At 56.5% G+C, this 16071-nt stretch carries 11 protein-coding genes and 1 pseudogene; 6 read left to right on the forward strand and 6 right to left on the reverse strand.

Translation table 11 applies throughout. The annotated features are described in order from the left end of the window. Nucleotides 1-18: 18 nt before the first annotated feature. A complete protein-coding gene (gene maeB, locus ABLU80_RS23050; RefSeq protein WP_015365481.1) occupies nt 19-2298 on the reverse strand; it encodes an NADP-dependent oxaloacetate-decarboxylating malate dehydrogenase in 2280 nt (759 codons plus the stop codon). A 293-nt stretch (nt 2299-2591) separates the two neighbouring features. Between maeB and tal the strand changes: the two genes are divergently transcribed. Further along, nucleotides 2592-3560, forward strand: a complete 969-nt coding sequence (gene tal / locus ABLU80_RS23055; RefSeq protein ID WP_015365479.1) for a transaldolase — start codon at nt 2592-2594, stop codon at nt 3558-3560. Nucleotides 3561-3566: 6 nt separating this feature from the next. Next, nucleotides 3567-5561, forward strand: a complete 1995-nt coding sequence (tkt, locus tag ABLU80_RS23060; RefSeq protein WP_260842059.1) for a transketolase — start codon at nt 3567-3569, stop codon at nt 5559-5561. On the opposite strand, the gene ABLU80_RS23065 is transcribed toward tkt, so the two are convergent. The 3 genes and pseudogenes from ABLU80_RS23065 to aegA form a co-directional block, all read right to left on the reverse strand. Further along, nucleotides 5551-6597, reverse strand: a complete 1047-nt coding sequence (locus ABLU80_RS23065; RefSeq protein WP_348850495.1) for a DUF1176 domain-containing protein — start codon at nt 6595-6597, stop codon at nt 5551-5553. The genes tkt and ABLU80_RS23065 overlap by 11 nt on opposite strands. 77 nt (nt 6598-6674) lie before the next feature. Beyond that, a pseudogene (gene nudK / locus ABLU80_RS23070) lies at nt 6675-7272 on the reverse strand (GDP-mannose pyrophosphatase NudK). A 58-nt stretch (nt 7273-7330) separates the two neighbouring features. After that, nucleotides 7331-9301 carry a formate-dependent uric acid utilization protein AegA gene (gene aegA / locus ABLU80_RS23075; RefSeq protein ID WP_260842060.1) on the reverse strand — a complete coding sequence of 657 codons (1971 nt, stop codon included), beginning with the start codon at nt 9299-9301 and terminating at the stop codon, nt 7331-7333. A gap of 383 nt (nt 9302-9684) precedes the next feature. Between aegA and acrD the strand changes: the two genes are divergently transcribed. After that, entirely contained in the window at nt 9685-12798 is a 3114-nt protein-coding gene (gene acrD / locus ABLU80_RS23080; RefSeq protein ID WP_163374610.1) for a multidrug efflux RND transporter permease AcrD, read from the forward strand. Between the two features lie 84 nt (nt 12799-12882). On the opposite strand, the gene ypfM is transcribed toward acrD, so the two are convergent. After that, nucleotides 12883-12942 (reverse strand): protein YpfM, encoded by a 60-nt coding sequence (ypfM, locus tag ABLU80_RS23085; protein WP_087867655.1) that lies wholly within the window; start codon nt 12940-12942, stop codon nt 12883-12885. Nucleotides 12943-13297: 355 nt separating this feature from the next. Here ypfM and ABLU80_RS23090 point away from each other — a divergent pair, with 355 nt between their 5' ends. The 3 genes from ABLU80_RS23090 to ABLU80_RS23100 are packed head-to-tail and all read left to right on the forward strand — an operon-like array spanning nt 13298 to nt 15039. Continuing rightward, nucleotides 13298-13654, forward strand: coding sequence for an ArsC family reductase (locus tag ABLU80_RS23090; protein WP_047037111.1), 357 nt, complete (start codon nt 13298-13300; stop codon nt 13652-13654). A 3-nt stretch (nt 13655-13657) separates the two neighbouring features. Further along, nucleotides 13658-14785: a succinyl-diaminopimelate desuccinylase gene (gene dapE, locus ABLU80_RS23095; RefSeq protein WP_348850496.1), complete on the forward strand. Its 1128-nt coding sequence runs from the start codon at nt 13658-13660 to the stop codon at nt 14783-14785. 53 nt (nt 14786-14838) lie between these two features. After that, a complete protein-coding gene (locus ABLU80_RS23100) occupies nt 14839-15039 on the forward strand; it encodes a YpfN family protein (RefSeq protein WP_015365470.1) in 201 nt (66 codons plus the stop codon). Nucleotides 15040-15348: 309 nt separating this feature from the next. Here the strand turns inward: ABLU80_RS23100 and ypfH are convergent, their stop codons facing one another. Continuing rightward, nucleotides 15349-16047: an esterase gene (ypfH, locus tag ABLU80_RS23105; RefSeq protein WP_020078198.1), complete on the reverse strand. Its 699-nt coding sequence runs from the start codon at nt 16045-16047 to the stop codon at nt 15349-15351. Between the last annotated feature and the right edge of the window lie 24 nt (nt 16048-16071).

Genomic DNA, 16071 nt, shown 5'->3' on the forward strand with positions numbered 1-16071 from the left:
GGGCTTAATTTTTTGCGTTTACAGCGGCTGGGTCTGCGCTTCCACGACCGCCAGCGCCACCATGTTGACGATACGGCGCACGGAGGCGATAGGCGTCAGAATATGCACCGGCTTAGCGATACCCATCAGTACCGGCCCGACGGTTACCCCTTCCGAACTGGAGACGCGCAGCAGGTTGTAGCTGATACGCGCGGCTTCCATATTCGGCATCACCAGAATATTAGCCGCCCCTTTCAGCGGGCTATCCGGCATACGATCATTGCGGATGCTCTCCACCAGCGCGGCGTCGCCGTGCATTTCGCCGTCAATCATCAGATCCGGCGCGCTCGCCTTCACCAGTTCCAGCGTTTTGCGCATTTTGCTGGCGGACGGGCAATCAGCTGAACCGAAGTTAGAGTGCGACAGCAGCGCCACGCGCGGTTCGATACCAAAACGACGCACGCTTTCCGCCGCCATCAGGGTGATCTCCGCCAGCTCTTCCGGCGATGGATCGTGGTTGACATAGGTATCGGCGATAAAGGTGTTGCCGCTAGGCAGCAGCAGCGCGTTCATCGCCCCGGCGGTGCTGACGCCGTCGCGGAAGCCAAACAGTGGCTGAACCACGCGATAGTGCTCATGATAATCGCCGATGGTTCCGCAGATCATCGCATCCGCCTCACCGCGATGAACCATGATCGCGCCAATGACCGAAGTGTTGCTAATGACCGCCCGCTGCGCCTGCTCCTGGGTAATGCCGCGGCGCTTCATCAGCTGATAGTACTCGCTCCAGTACTCTTTAAAGCGCGGATCGGATTCATTATTGACGATTTCAAAGTCCACGCCCGGTTTGATCTGCAGACCCAGTTTCTGGATACGCATTTCAATCACGCTCGGGCGACCGATGAGGATTGGCTTCGCCAGCCCCAGAGATACCAGCTCCTGCGTGGCGTGCAGCACGCGAGTCTCCTCACCTTCCGCCAGCACCACGCGCTTCGGCTCTTTGCGCGCCTGGGAGAAGATCGGCTTCATAAACAGGTTAGTTTTATAAACGAACTCGCTCAGCTTCTCGATGTAGGCATCGAAGTCGGCAATTGGCCGCGTCGCCACGCCGGATTCCATCGCCGCTTTAGCGACCGCTGGGGCGATCTTGACGATCAGACGCGGATCGAACGGTTTCGGAATAATGTACTCCGGGCCAAAGCTGAGATCCTGGTCGCCATAGGCGGAAGCCACGACTTCGCTCTGTTCGGCATGCGCCAGCTCGGCGATAGCATGAACCGCCGCCAGCTTCATCTCTTCGTTTATCGCCGTCGCGCCAACATCCAGCGCGCCGCGGAAGATGAACGGGAAGCACAGCACGTTGTTGACCTGGTTTGGATAGTCGGAACGGCCGGTACAAATAATCACGTCGTCGCGCACTTCCTTCGCCAGCGGCGGCAGGATTTCCGGCTCCGGGTTCGCCAGAGCGAGGATCAGCGGCGAGCGCGCCATTTTCTTGACCATCTCCGGGGTCAGAACTTTCGGCCCGGAGCAGCCGAGGAAAATGTCCGCGCCATCAATGACATCGTCGAGGGTACGTTTCCCGTCGTCTTCCACCGCGTAGGCCGCTTTGGTTTCCGCCATGTTGGCTTCACGGTCTTTATAGATAACGCCTTTCGAGTCGCAGACCACGATATTGTGTTTCTGCATTCCCAGCGCCACCAGCAGGTTCATACAGGCGATTGCCGCCGCTCCCGCGCCGGAGACCACCATCCGCACATCGGAGAGATTCTTCTCGACCACCCGCAGACCGTTGAGGATCGCCGCGGTGCTGATAATCGCCGTGCCGTGCTGATCGTCGTGGAACACCGGAATATTCATGCGCTCACGCAGTTTCTGCTCAATGTAGAAACATTCCGGCGCTTTAATATCTTCGAGGTTGATGCCGCCAAACGTCGGCTCCAGGGCGGCAACGACATTAATGAATTTGTCAGGATCCAGCTCATCAACTTCAATATCGAACACATCGATACCGGCGAACTTTTTAAACAGAACGCCCTTTCCTTCCATTACCGGTTTTCCGGCCAGCGCGCCGATATTGCCTAAACCGAGGACGGCGGTACCGTTGGAGACCACCGCCACAAGGTTGCCGCGAGCGGTGTATTTGTAAGCGGCCAAAGGATCCTTCTCAATTTCCAGGCACGGCGCGGCAACGCCCGGCGAATATGCCAGCGCCAGATCGCGTTGGGTCGCCAGGGGCTTGGTCGGCGACACCTGAATTTTCCCGGGCACCGGGAACTCGTGGAAATCGAGGGCGCTTTGTTTCAACTGCTCATCCATTTTATGGTTCCTTTCACGTATCGAATCGTAGGGGGTGAAGCGTGATGGCGAGCCGTCGGCCCGCCTTAAGGCGAGGCTTAGTATCGCGCCTGACGGCGGTTTAAACTTTGAAGGCCGCCATACTCTTGCCATCACAAAGGTCTGGTTGTTATCAATTTATAATATTTATGTAACCTAGTTTCACGGTCAATGATAGCCCCGTCTGCTATGCTTTTTAGTTATGTACCTCATCACGACCTCTACCGCATAACGACAAGAACTCATGCAACTTATTGTTCCAGGAGTACTTTTTAATGAACCAGCTAGACAGTATCAAACAATTCACCACCGTAGTCGCCGACAGCGGCGATATTGAATCTATCCGCCACTATCAGCCTGAAGATGCCACCACCAACCCTTCGCTGCTCTTAAAGGCTGCCGGACTGGATAACTACGCCGGGCTTATCGATGATGCCCTCGCCTGGGCTGCAAAACAGGGCGGCAACCGCGAGACGCAGGTCGCCAATGCCTGCGATAAACTGGCGGTCAATTTTGGTGCGGAAATACTCAAAAGCATCCCAGGGCGCGTCTCCACCGAAGTCGATGCCCGCCTCTCCTTTAACCGAGAAAAAAGTATTGAAAAAGCGCGCCATCTGGTCGCTCTCTATCAGGAAATGGGGATCGATAAGTCGCGGATCCTGATCAAACTCGCCTCCACCTGGGAAGGGATCCGCGCCGCGGAGGTGCTGGAAAAAGAAGGGATTCACTGCAACCTGACGCTGCTGTTCTCTTTCGCCCAGGCTCGCGCCTGCGCTGAAGCCGGCGTGTTTCTGATTTCGCCCTTCGTCGGGCGTATTTACGATTGGTATCAGGCTCGTCAGCCGTTAGATCCTTACGTGGTTGATGAAGACCCGGGGGTGAAATCGGTGCGCAATATCTACGACTATTTCAAACTCCATAAGTACAACACCATCGTGATGGGCGCCAGCTTCCGCCGCACCGAACAAATCCTCGCGCTGGTTGGCTGCGACCGCCTCACCATCTCCCCGGCCTTGTTACAAGAGCTGCAGGCCAGCGACGCGCCGGTAATACGCAAACTCATCCCCGCTCATCAGATACTGCCGCGCCCGGTTCCGATGAGCGAAGCGGAATTCCGCTGGGAGCATAACCAGGATCCGATGGCGGTAGAAAAACTGGCGGAAGGTATTCGCCAGTTCGCCGTCGATCAACGCAAACTGGAAGATCTGCTAGCAGCAAAACTGTCATCCTTTGTCACGGAGTAAACGACTATGTCCCGAAGAGAGCTTGCTAACGCCATTCGCGCCCTGAGCATGGACGCCGTCCAGAAAGCCAATTCCGGCCACCCCGGCGCTCCGATGGGGATGGCGGATATCGCCGAAGTGCTGTGGAACGATTTTCTCAAGCACAACCCGACAAACCCGCACTGGTACGATCGCGATCGTTTCATTTTGTCTAACGGCCATGCTTCGATGCTGCTGTATAGCCTGCTGCATTTGACCGGCTACGATCTGCCGATGAATGAGCTGAAAAACTTCCGCCAGCTGCATTCGAAAACGCCGGGTCACCCGGAACATGGTTATACCCCCGGCGTGGAAACCACCACCGGGCCGCTCGGCCAGGGGCTGGCTAACGCCGTCGGGATGGCTATCGCCGAACGTACGCTGGCGGCGCAGTTTAACCGTCCCGGCCACGACATCGTCGATCACTACACCTGGGTGTTTATGGGCGATGGCTGTCTGATGGAGGGGATTTCTCACGAGGCCAGTTCGCTGGCGGGCACCCTGGGATTAGGCAAGCTGATCGGGTTCTACGATCACAACGGTATCTCTATTGACGGCCACGTTGAAGGCTGGTTCACCGACGATACCGCCGAGCGCTTTCGCGCCTACCACTGGCACGTGATTGGCGATATCGACGGTCACGATCCGCAGGCGGTGAAGCAGGCAATCCAGGAGGCGCAGGCGGTAACAGACAAACCCTCGCTGATTATTTGCCGCACCATAATCGGCTTTGGTTCACCAAATAAAGCCGGTTCCGAAGAGTCGCACGGCGCGGCCTTGGGGGAAAAGGAGGTCGCGCTGGCCCGCGAACAGCTGGGCTGGAAATACCCGCCGTTTGAAATCCCGAAAGAAATTTATCAGGGCTGGGATGCGCGGCCGCGCGGCGAGAAAGCAGAACATGCGTGGAATGAAAAATTCGCCGCTTATCAGCAGCAGTATCCAGAACTGGCGGCTGAGCTCAAACGGCGCATGGAAGGCGAGCTCCCGGATAACTGGCAAAAAACGGCCCGCGATTATGTAGCGAAGCTACAGTCGGAACCGGCGAAGATCGCCAGCCGTAAGGCTTCACAAAATGCGCTTAACGCCTACGGCCCGGATTTGCCTGAGCTGCTCGGCGGTTCCGCCGACCTGGCGCCCAGTAACCTGACGATCTGGTCCGGCTCGAAGTCGATCAAAGAGGATCAGGCGGGTAATTATATCCACTACGGCGTACGCGAATTCGGTATGACCGCGGTGGCTAACGGCATCGCCCTGCACGGCGGTTTTATTCCCTATACCTCGACCTTCCTGATGTTCGTCGAATACGCGCGCAACGCCGCGCGCATGGCGGCGCTGATGAAGGCGCATCAGATTATGGTCTATACCCATGACTCAATCGGCCTTGGCGAAGACGGTCCAACACACCAGGCGGTAGAGCAACTGGCAAGCCTGCGCCTGACGCCCAATTTTAGTACCTGGCGTCCGTGCGATCAGGTGGAAACCGCCGTCGCCTGGCAGGCGGCCATTGAGCGCAAGGACGGCCCTACCGCATTAATCCTTTCACGACAGAATCTGGCGCAAATGGCCCGTACGCCGGAACAGGTGCAGGAAATTGCTCGCGGCGGTTACGTTCTGAAGGATGCGGGCGGCAAGCCGGATCTCATCCTGATCGCCACAGGTTCGGAAGTCGAGATCGCCGTTCAGGCGGCGGAGACGCTGCTGGCCAGCGGCGTAAACGTGCGGGTGGTGTCGCTGCCTTCCACCGACGTTTTCGATGCTCAGGATGAGGGCTGGCGCGAGTCGGTGCTGCCTTCCGATGTTAGCGCCCGCGTCGCTATCGAAGCCGGTATTGCCGACTACTGGTATAAATATGTCGGCCTGAAAGGCGCAATTGTTGGTATGACCCGCTACGGGGAATCGGCGCCCGCCGACAAGCTGTTCCCGTTCTTCGGCTTTACCGCTGAACATATTGTCGAAGTCAGCCGTAAGGTGCTTAACGGGTGATCCATAGTGTGGGCCAGGCGTCTGGCCCCTGCCAGTTATCGCACTGCGGTTGCTGAGCGTAGCGGGTCAAATTAAACCGCTGGCCGTCATAACGCCAGCGGGTTTGGATCCCGCAATCGCCCGGCGCGCGGCCTTTATCGAAGGTCACCAGTTCATGACGCTGCTCGTCAAAGCTGGCGTTAATCAACTCAATATCGCGCGGCGCATTGCCGGGCGGCTGGAAAGGCAGCGCCAGGCGCACCTGGCGGGCAAGATGCGGCGTTTTGCGCGACACCAGCCACGCCAGCCAGACGGTGTTGTAGGCGCCCGCTTCGCAACTGGTCATCAGCAGAACTTTCTCATCGGTCAGCGCGGTGACGCGGATTTCCCGGCGGAAAGGATCGAGCGAACAGGGGCTGGCGTTCATCTGCTCATTGCCGTAATCGATAAGCTCATTAAGTTCGTCGCGGCTGAGGGGCGACTGCGCCACCTCCGCTTTGCCTACGGTTCGCAACGCCGGCGCTGGCGGTACGCTGAGCGGTGGTTCTTCACCTTTGCCGACCCACGCGGTTTCGCTGCCGACCCGCTTTTGCCGATTATCAATAAATAGCAGCGCGGCCTTCAGGCCCTTCAATGAAATGCTTTGCAGACCGTTTTGCAGGGTAATCTCTTTCCCCTCCTGGGCCTGCTGCAGGAAAGCGTCGATACTGACGCTATCACCGGTTTTAATCAGCTTATCGGCAATCTGCCAATGTTTACCGTCAAAATGCAGCGGTTTTCCATCTAGCTGCAGCCGCGGGCCGATGGCCGCCAGCGCGGCGACCGGATTACCAACGCCGCCAAGTTCGATGCGTAAAGCGGCATCGGTGGCCGCCCCCGCGCTGCGGCTTAACGTCATCACCAATCCATGATGTAGCCCGACATTACGCGTGACGCAATAATTTTGATTGTTGCAGGTGACAAGCCAATCTCCAAACAACTGCTGGGCTGGCGCCGCCCACGCCAACGACGTCGGCAGAAAACCGAAAAAAAGCAGCATTAAAACCCGATAAAACATGAGCGGCACAATCCCGAAGTATGACTGACAGAGTGATTTCTAATTCGTCATTATCATCAGCACTGGCGGGGTTTTGCTCAATCAGATTTATCAGAGATCCCGCGACATGAGGCCGGAATTTTGTAGGTATTGCAGCAGGATCACCGCTTTGCCATCCTGGATTTCACCGCTGGCGACCATTTCCAGCGCCCGGACGAACGGCAGTTCCAGCACCTCAATATCTTCATCATCTACGCCGCCGCCCCGGTTAGCGCGCTGCGCCTCGCTGTATTCGGCGATAAAAAAGTGAATCAGTTCGGTCACGCCGCCGGGCGACATATAGAGTTCGAAGACCTTGCGCGCCTCGCCGACCTGATAGCCGGTCTCCTCAATCGCCTCCTTGCGGATGCATACCTCTGGCGCGTCGTTATCCAGCAGCCCGGCGCAGGTTTCAATCAGCATGCCATCCGGGTTGCCGTTAACCCAGGTGGCGACGCGGAACTGACGCACCAGTACCACGCTCTGCTTGTTGGGGTTGTAAAGCAGAACCGTGGCGCCGTTGCCGCGATCGTACACTTCGCGTTTGTGACGCACGACGCTGCCGTCGCGGCGCGTCAACTCATAGGTCATGTTGCGCAGCAGAAAGTAGTTTTCGGAGAGGATTTTATCTTTAATGACGTGAATATTAAGTGACATGCAAACTCCGCAGCGTGAAATAACCCAGTCATACTACGCCGCGGAGCCTGCTTTGTCGTTAGTGCGGCAGTGCGGAAGCGACACCAAGATAGTCCATGATCCCCTGCGCGGCATGCCGCCCTTCCGCCATCGCCGTCACCACCAAATCCGCGCCGCGTACCGCGTCGCCGCCGGCAAAGATCTTCTGATTACTGGTCTGGTAACGATAGCGGCTCTCCACGTTCGCCTTGATCCGCCCGCGACTGTCCAACTGTACCCCTGCGACTTCCAGCCACGGCATCGAATGCGGGTGAAAACCAAACGCCATAATGACCGCATCGGCAGGCATCACAAATTCGCTGCCGGGGATCGGCGACGGGCTGCGGCGGCCCTGAGCGTCCGGTTCGCCAAGCCGGGTACGCAGAAAGCGCACGCCGCTGACCCGGCCGTCCTCGCCGAGCTCAAGGGTGATCGGCTGAACATTGAATTCAAAGCTCGCCCCCTCTTCGCGGGCGTTTTTGACCTCTTTTTTCGACCCCGGCATGTTAGCTTCATCCCGACGATAGGCGCAGGTAACCTGTTGCGCGCCGTGGCGCAGCGCGGTACGCACGCAGTCCATCGCCGTATCGCCGCCCCCCAGCACGACAACATTCAGCCCGGCGGTATCGATATAAGGTTCATCGGCCAGCGCTTCCAGCCCCATCACTTGTTTAGTGTTGGCGATAAGGAACGGCAGCGCTTCATACACGCCCGGCGCCTCCTCATTGGGCAGATCGGCTTTCATCGAGCGATAGGTACCGGCGCCGACGAAAACCGCGTCATAGTCTGCAAGCAGTTGAGCGAGTTCGATGTCTTTGCCCACCTCGCAGTTCAGTTCAAAGCGGATGCCCATTTGGCTGAAAATCTCGCGCCGACGGGCCAGCAATGATTTATCCAGCTTGAAAGGCGGAATACCGAAAGTCAGCAAGCCGCCGATTTCCGGGTGGCGATCGAACACCACCGGCGCCACGCCGCTACGCGCCAGAAGGTCGGCGCAGGCCAGGCCCGCAGGCCCGGCGCCGATGATGGCAACCTTCTTGCCGCTGGCTTTTACCGCCGAAAGGTTCGGGCGCCAGCCGTCGGCCAGCGCCTGGTCGGAGATATAGCGTTCAATGTTGCCGATAGTCACCGAGCCGCTCTCATCGCGTAGCGTACAGGCGCCTTCGCACAGGCGATCCTGCGGGCAGACGCGGCCGGTGATTTCCGGCAGACAGTTAGTTTGATGGGAAAGCTCAACGGCGCTGGCGATGTCGCCGGCTTTTACCCGCTCGATCCACTGCGGAATATGGTTATGCAGCGGACAGGTCCACTCACAGATGCTGCGATCGCCGCATTTCAGACAGCGTTGCGTTTCCCGCTGCGCCTGTGCGGCGCTGAACGGCAAATAAATTTCGCCAAAGTGCTGTTTACGCGCGTCAGCCGCCAGTTTATCCGCCTCGCCGCGCGCGGGCGTGGCCGCCATCTGGCTGGCCTTATCGCCAGAGGTTGACGCTAAAGCGGTGAAAGTACGATGTTGCCACGACGCCGCATCCGCACGCGCTGCCCGCAGGCGCCGCGTTTTCGCCATCTCGCTTAGCGTGGAATCGGTCGCCAGCTGTAATGCCTGCGCCGGACAATTCTGCACGCAGGCCGGCCCGGCTTGGCGCTCATAGCATAAGTCGCACTTGTGCGCCGTTGCCCTGCCGTCTGGCGTGACGACGATTTGCATCACGCCAAAGGGGCAAGCCACCACGCAGGATTTACAGCCAATACATTTTTCTCCATGCACCAATACGCTGTCATCCTGCTGGCTAATGGCGCCATTAGGGCAGCTACGCACGCAGGGCGCGCCTTCACAGTGACGACAGGTTACCGCGTTACGCTGTTTCTGGTTTTTAATAACGGTAATACGCGGCAAAAAGCGCTGTGGGGTCAAGACATGTTGTTCGCCATTATGCGCCATCACGCAGGCCACTTCGCAGCCCCTGCATCCGATGCATTTGCGACTATCGCTCATAATAAAGTGGTTCATACATCCTTCCGGCTTATCGCTAATAACCCCTCATTTAGTATGACTGTTTATTACCTGACATCATGACCGTGGGACAATGGTCATTTGCCCAGAAATCGGCTTTTCTCGCCAGAATCCGGTTTAGATCAAAAATATTGACCTGAATGAAATTTTGTTTCATTTAGCTGAGCAATAATAGGCGGCTTTGACGGAATGACAGAAAAGACGTGATAAGCGCATATAAATTCAGAGAGGAGCGGCAGAGGTTTCTTTACGCTCTCATAAAAGACACATGATAAATTACACTATCTCCTTAATTTCTCCACGATTGCCTGCGGGGTTAACTATAAAGTGTCACAAGCTGCGCAATAACAAAAAATGTATACAATGAGGTCCTGATTCCGATGGCGAATTTCTTTATCGATCGCCCCATCTTTGCCTGGGTTTTGGCTATTCTGTTGGTCCTGACCGGCACGTTGGCAATTTTGTCGCTCCCCGTAGAACAATATCCGGATTTGGCGCCGCCTAACGTCCGGGTGACGGCCAATTATCCCGGCGCCTCCGCGCAGACGCTAGAGAATACCGTGACCCAGGTTATCGAACAGAATATGACCGGCCTCGATAACCTCATGTACATGTCATCGCAAAGTAGCGCCACCGGTCAGGCAACGGTTACCCTGAGCTTTACCGCAGGTACCGACCCGGATGAAGCAGTGCAGCAGGTACAAAACCAGCTGCAATCGGCGATGCGTAAACTGCCGCAGGCGGTACAGAATCAGGGGGTCACGGTGCGCAAAACCGGCGACACCAACATTCTCACTCTTGCGTTTGTCTCTACCGACGGCAGCATGGATAAGCAGGATATTGCCGACTACGTCGCCAGTAACGTGCAGGATCCTCTAAGCCGCGTAAACGGCGTCGGCGATATCGACGCCTACGGTTCACAGTACTCAATGCGTATCTGGCTCGATCCGGCGAAACTCAACAGCTATCAGATGACGGCGAAAGATGTGACTGACGCCATCGAATCGCAAAACGCGCAGATTGCCGTCGGCCAGTTGGGCGGTACCCCGTCGGTGGATAAACAGGCGCTGAACGCCACCATCAACTCACAATCGCTGCTGCAAACGCCGCAGCAGTTCCGCGATATTACCCTGCGCGTGAATCAGGATGGTTCGGAAGTCACGCTGGGCGACGTCGCCAGCGTCGAAATGGGCGCTGAAAAATATGATTATCTGAGCCGCTATAATCGTCAGGCCGCTTCGGGACTGGGAATTAAGCTCGCCTCCGGCGCCAACGAAATGGCCACCGCCGAGCGCGTTATCGCCCGTCTTGATGAACTGTCGCAATATTTTCCTCACGGGCTGCAGTATAAAGTCGCCTACGAGACCACCTCTTTTGTAAAAGCCTCGATTACCGATGTGGTAAAAACGCTGCTGGAGGCGATTCTGCTGGTGTTCCTGGTCATGTATTTGTTCTTGCAGAACTTCCGCGCGACCCTGATCCCGACCATCGCCGTGCCGGTGGTATTGATGGGCACCTTCGCGGTGCTCTACGCCTGCGGCTACAGTATTAACACCCTGACGATGTTCGCGACGGTGCTGGCTATCGGCCTGCTGGTCGATGACGCCATCGTCGTGGTCGAAAACGTCGAGCGCATTATGAGCGAAGAAGGTCTTTCGCCGCGCGAAGCGACGCGAAAATCGATGAAGCAGATCCAGGGGGCGCTGGTCGGTATCGCCATGGTCCTTTCGGCGGTATTCGTCCCTATGGCCTTCTTCGGCGGCACCACCGGCGCCATTTACCGCCAGTTCTCCATCACCATCGTTTCAGCAATGGTGCTGTCGGTGCTGGTGGCGATGATCCTCACCCCGGCGCTCTGCGCCACGCTGTTAAAACCGATTCACAAAGGCGAGGAGCATGGTCAAAAAGGGTTCTTCGGCTGGTTTAACCGCACCTTCAACCGCAGCGCCAGCCGCTATGAAACTTTCGTGGGCAAAATTCTCCATCGCTCGCTGCGCTGGATTTTGATTTACGTCCTGCTGCTCGGCGGCATGGTGCTGCTGTTCCTGCATCTGCCGACTTCGTTCCTGCCGCTGGAAGACCGCGGTATGTTCACCACCTCGATACAGCTTCCGAGCGGTTCCACCCAACAGCAGACGCTGAAAGTGGTGCAGAAAGCGGAGGATTATTTCCTTAATAACGAGAAGAGTAACGTCGAGTCGGTATTTGCTACCGTCGGCTCCGGCCCCGGCGGCAACGGCCAGAATGTCGCTCGTATGTTTGTCCGCCTGAAAGACTGGGACCAGCGCGACCCGACAACCGGTTCCTCGTTCGCTATCATTGAGCGCGCGACCAAAGCCTTCAACAAAATTAAAGAAGCGCGCGTTTTTGCCAGCAGCCCACCGGCCATCAGCGGCCTTGGCAGCTCCGCGGGCTTCGATATGGAGCTCGAAGACCACGCCGGTAACGGTCACGAGGCGTTGATGTCAGCACGCGACAAGCTGCTGGAGCTGGCGGCGAACAACGACCAGCTCACCCGCGTTCGCCACAACGGTCTGGACGACAGCCCGCAGCTACAGGTTGATATCGACCAGCGTAAAGCCCAGGCGCTGGGGGTCTCTATTGATGATATTAACGATACGCTGCAGACCGCCTGGGGTTCGAGCTACGTAAACGACTTTATGGATCGCGGACGCGTGAAGAAGGTCTACGTCCAGGCGGCGGCAAAATATCGCATGCTGCCTGACGATATCAATTTGTGGTATGTGCGTAACAGTAGCGGCACCATGGTACCGTTCTCCGCCTTCGCCACCTCGCGTTGGGAAACGGGGTCACCGCGCCTCGAACGTTACAATGGCTACTCAGCGGTCGAGATCGTCGGTGAGGCCGCGCCAGGCGTCAGTACCGGTACCGCCATGACCATCATGGAAGAGTTAGCCAAACAGCTACCGAACGGTTTCGGCCTTGAATGGACGGCGATGTCCTATCAGGAGCGTTTGTCTGGCGCTCAGGCGCCTGCCCTGTACGCCATTTCTCTGCTGGTGGTGTTCCTGTGTCTGGCGGCGCTATATGAAAGCTGGTCGGTACCATTCTCGGTGATGCTGGTGGTGCCGCTGGGGGTTATCGGCGCGCTGCTGGCGACCTGGATGCGCGGCCTGGAAAACGACGTCTACTTCCAGGTTGGTCTGTTGACGGTCATCGGCCTGTCGGCAAAGAACGCCATCCTGATTGTTGAGTTCGCCAACGAACTGAACCAGAAAGGCGAAGATCTGCTGACCGCCACGCTATCGGCCTGTCGCCAGCGTCTACGCCCGATACTGATGACCTCACTGGCGTTTATCTTCGGCGTGCTGCCAATGGCAACCAGTACCGGCGCGGGCTCCGGCAGCCAACACGCTGTTGGTACCGGCGTCATGGGCGGAATGATCTCCGCCACCGTGCTGGCCATCTTCTTTGTACCGCTGTTCTTCGTGTTGGTGCGCCGCCGCTTCCCGCTGAAAGAGAGGCCGGAATAAACCTGCAAATAACAGAAAAGGCGACTGTCATAGTCGCCTTTTTCATGGGTCAAACATTGTCTTCAGTACCGACAAAGCCAGATTTTATTTACGCAGCATGTCTTCGATAAAATCTTTCCAGTTCCCCAGTTCATGTTCAATCATAATAGCCTCTCTTATTATTATGGCGATTTTAGGTAATTTCCCCGCTCAGGAGAAGTTCGTCCGATCTATCGCTCTAATCGCTTTTCTTGTCGCCGCAAGCCTTGAATACTCTGGCTTGCGGCTACCATAAGCCGGTTCATGTAAATTTAATGTGACACAGAGCAACATTACGCAACATTTTGTTAATATCAGAATTCCTGTAATTCATTATCTTAGTCTGTCGCGAAAAAGAACAAATTTTAATCAGACAAGGCTGAAAAGTTATATTTATCCAGCCGATTCACGTATTATTTAACAAAGCTTATATATTCGGAAAAAACTGAGAAACATATTCTTTTAACGTGAAGGTTTAATTATGTTGACCATGTACGGCATCAAAAACTGCGACACCATTAAAAAGGCCCGCCGCTGGCTGGAAACCCATCAGATAGACTATCGCTTCCACGACTATCGTGTTGACGGACTGGACCGCGAATTGCTGAATACCTTTATTGCCGAATTAGGCTGGGAAGCGCTGCTTAACACCCGCGGCACCACCTGGCGCAAACTCGATGAATCGGTCCGCGCCGGTATCGATAATGCCGATGCGGCGGCGGCATTGATGCTGGAAATGCCGGCAATTATCAAACGCCCATTGCTCTGCGCGCCCGGTCAGCCTATGCTGCTGGGCTTTAGCGAAGCAAACTACGAAAAATTTATTAACGAGGTGTAGTCTATGTCTTGCCCGGTCATTGAGCTGGCTCAGCAGCTTATTCGCCGCCCTTCCCTTAGCCCCAATGATGCGGGATGCCAGGCGTTAATGATTGAACGTCTGCGGGCGATCGGTTTTACCGTTGAAGCAATGGACTTCTGCGATACGCAAAATTTCTGGGCCTGGCGTGGACAGGGTGAAACGCTGGCCTTTGCCGGCCATACCGATGTGGTACCGGCCGGCGATGCCGACCGCTGGATCAATCCGCCGTTTGAACCAACTATTCGTGATGGCATGCTGTTTGGCCGCGGCGCGGCGGATATGAAAGGATCGCTGGCGGCGATGGTTGTCGCCGCCGAGCGCTTTGTCGCGCAGTATCCGGATCATAAAGGACGCCTGGCGTTTCTCATCACCTCAGATGAAGAAGCCAGCGCCACCCATGGCACGGTAAAAGTGGTCGAAACGCTGATGGCGCGTAACGAGCGCCTTGATTACTGCCTGGTCGGCGAACCTTCAAGTACCGAAGTGGTTGGCGATGTCGTGAAAAATGGCCGTCGCGGTTCACTCACCTGTAACCTGACGATTCATGGAGTCCAGGGCCACGTCGCTTATCCGCACCTCGCCGATAACCCGGTACACCGCGCCGCGCCGATGCTGGCGGAGCTGGTGGCTATCGAATGGGATAAAGGCAATGAGTACTTCCCGCCGACCAGCATGCAAATCGCCAACGTGCAGGCTGGCACCGGCAGTAACAACGTCATCCCTGGCGATATGTTCGTTCAGTTCAACTTCCGTTTCAGCACCGAGCTGACCGACGAGATGATCAAAGCACGCATCATCGCGCTGCTGGAGAAATATCAGCTGCGCTATACCGTCGAATGGTGGCTTTCCGGCCAGCCATTCCTGACCGGCCGCGGCAATCTTGTCGATGCGGTAGTGAACGCCATTGAGCACTATAATGAAGTAAAACCGCAGTTGCTAACCACCGGCGGTACCTCTGACGGACGCTTTATCGCCCGCATGGGCGCGCAGGTAGTTGAACTGGGTCCGGTGAATGCGACCATTCATAAAATTAATGAATGCGTCAATGCCGCCGACCTGCAGCTGCTGGCGCGGATGTATCAACGCATCATGGAACAACTGGTCGCCTGACGACAATAACGATTACCCTGCAGCGCCGCTGCGGGGTAAAAAGAGGACACAGCATGGAATGGCTTATCAACCACTGGTGGATTCTGGTGTTGGTATTTTTAGTCGGCGTGATGATCAACGTGATTAAAGATCTTAATCGCGTCGACCCGAAAAAATATCTCGATAACAAACCGGATCTGCCGCCGCATCGCGACTTCAATAGCAAGTGGGATGACGATGACGACTGGCCGAACAAAGACCAGCCGAAGAAGTAAACCTGCGCTCCCCGTCATCGCGTAGGCTGGATGCATTCCCGGGTAGCGGCTGACGCCTTACCCGGGCTACGGCCCGTACCATTGCGAGATGAAGCTCTCAATTTTACCTCTGTTCCCAAGGCTACTGAAACTGCCGGTGTTGGTGGCCTCAAAATTCCCCGGTGGCGCTGCCGCTTACCGGGGCTACAGCGCTGTGCGATTTGGTAGCCCGGAGAAGGCGCAACGCGCCGCATCCGGGAAAACCCTTAAAACAGTTGTAAACCGATAACAGTATTTACCTAAACCAGCCGACGTTGTGCCGCGGGGCCATTACAGCATTTCGATAATATCGTCATCTTTCGGCGTACCGCCGCTTAGCGCTTCATCAAAATAGTGCTTCGGTACGGTATAACGCAGCCGATCGAGGGCAAACTGCATGCTCCGGTCATCAATGGCATGTCCGAGATCTTCAACGATATCCAGCGTGACATCTCCCCCCAGCTCCTGCAGCCGCTCCTGCGCGGAGACCGCCCACGCCAGATCGATCACCCGATCCTCGCCGCCGTGGATCAGATGCACGGTGGTTTGCGTAGTAGCCGTTTGCGGCAGCGTCGCGTAACGGCCGTTAAAGGCAATCACCCGCGACGCCAGCCCTGGCTCGGCTTTAATACTCTCAAGCGACATAATCGCCCCCTGCGAAAAACCGATCAGCGCCGTCGCCTGCGGGCCTAAACCGCTCTGTTTTTGCCAGTAGCGCACCGTTTCAATAAAGGTCGGCATAATGGCATCGATGCGTTGCTGACGATTTTCTTCCGTCACGCCTTGCACCGAAAACCACTGCCGCGCCGGCGCCGGGCCGCAGGGTTCTGCGCCACCGATACTGACAATGAGCGCATTGGGAAATTGCGGCGCAAACCAGCTACCAATTTGCCCCATCGAAACCGGATTATCGCCAACGCCATGAAACAGCAGCAGCAACTGTTGCGCAGGTGTTGCCGGGCTCTGAACAATAAAGTGATCGTGTTTCATGGTTATCTCCTGATGTCTCAGATA

It is taken from the genome of Klebsiella sp. CN_Kp104, from assembly GCF_040064515.1.
GTDB lineage: Bacteria > Pseudomonadota > Gammaproteobacteria > Enterobacterales > Enterobacteriaceae > Klebsiella > Klebsiella aerogenes.